This is a genomic window from Microcoleus sp. B4-D4 (assembly GCF_036705185.1).
Lineage (GTDB): Bacteria > Cyanobacteriota > Cyanobacteriia > Cyanobacteriales > Microcoleaceae > Microcoleus.
This window is the reverse complement of the sequence record NZ_JAUBTX010000115.1, coordinates 371-1,276: the sequence shown is the minus strand read 5'-3', so window position 1 is coordinate 1,276 and position 906 is coordinate 371. Positions and strand designations below refer to the sequence as shown.

Genomic DNA, 906 nt, shown 5'->3' with positions numbered 1-906 from the left:
GCTTCTAATAATGGTGAATTTATCTGAAAATATACTCATCACTGATGAATAGTGTTCAATAAGATGCGTTCCCCCTGGCTACTGTGGTGGCTCTATCCTGAAGTTCGCTCTACCAAGCCTTGTTTAATTGAAACTCCTTTGCGCTACCGTGTTTTCAAACCTTTATTAACTAAAAGTCTCTTAATAACGGGAGGATTATTAGTAGCATTTTTAATTGGTGTACCGCCGTCTGAAGCCACTTTAGTAGCCGCCGGTTTACTGTTCATCACCAGACGAGTCAAACCCGATCGCATTTTGAAGAAAATAGACTGGGATTTGTTGGTGATGTTTGCTGGACTGTTTGTGGTTACTCAAGGGGTGGAAAAATTAGGAATATTAGGTTTATTTGGAGGATTTGTTCACAGTCCCTTGAGCATATTGGGGGTGACGGCTTTGCTTTCAAATTTAGTTTCTAATGTTCCGGCAGTGCTGCTATTGCAACATTTGATTCCTCATCCAGATCCAAAAACTTGGTTGTTACTGGCCTCGGTTTCAACATTTGCTGGCAATCTGACTATGCTCGGTTCCGTTGCTAATTTAATTGTTGCTGAGGCTGTTGCTAAACTCGGCTATAATTTGTCTTTTTGGGAACATTTACGGTTTGGTCTACCTCTGACTGTTTTAACCTTAGCTGTTGCGTATTTCTGGATTTATTGAGAAGACTGGGCGGTTTCAACCGCGTCTATACAAACAAAATCTACCTCCGTGGGTTCAAGACCGAGCGGTTAAAATTACCTGATTTTTTTCAGAAGACTGGGCGGTTGAAACCGCGTCTATACAAACAAAACCCACCTCCGTGGGTTCAAGACCGAGCGGTTAAAATTACCTGATTTTTTTCAGAAGACTGGGCGGTTGAAACCGCGTCTA

1 protein-coding gene is annotated in these 906 nt (G+C 42.1%); it reads left to right on the top strand.

Features of this window, described 5'->3' with window-relative positions; translation table 11 throughout:
* Positions 1-63: 63 nt before the first annotated feature.
* Entirely contained in the window at positions 64-696 is a 633-nt protein-coding gene (locus QUB13_RS30315) for an SLC13 family permease (protein ID WP_333388773.1), read from the top strand.
* The last annotated feature ends 210 nt before the right edge of the window (positions 697-906 follow it).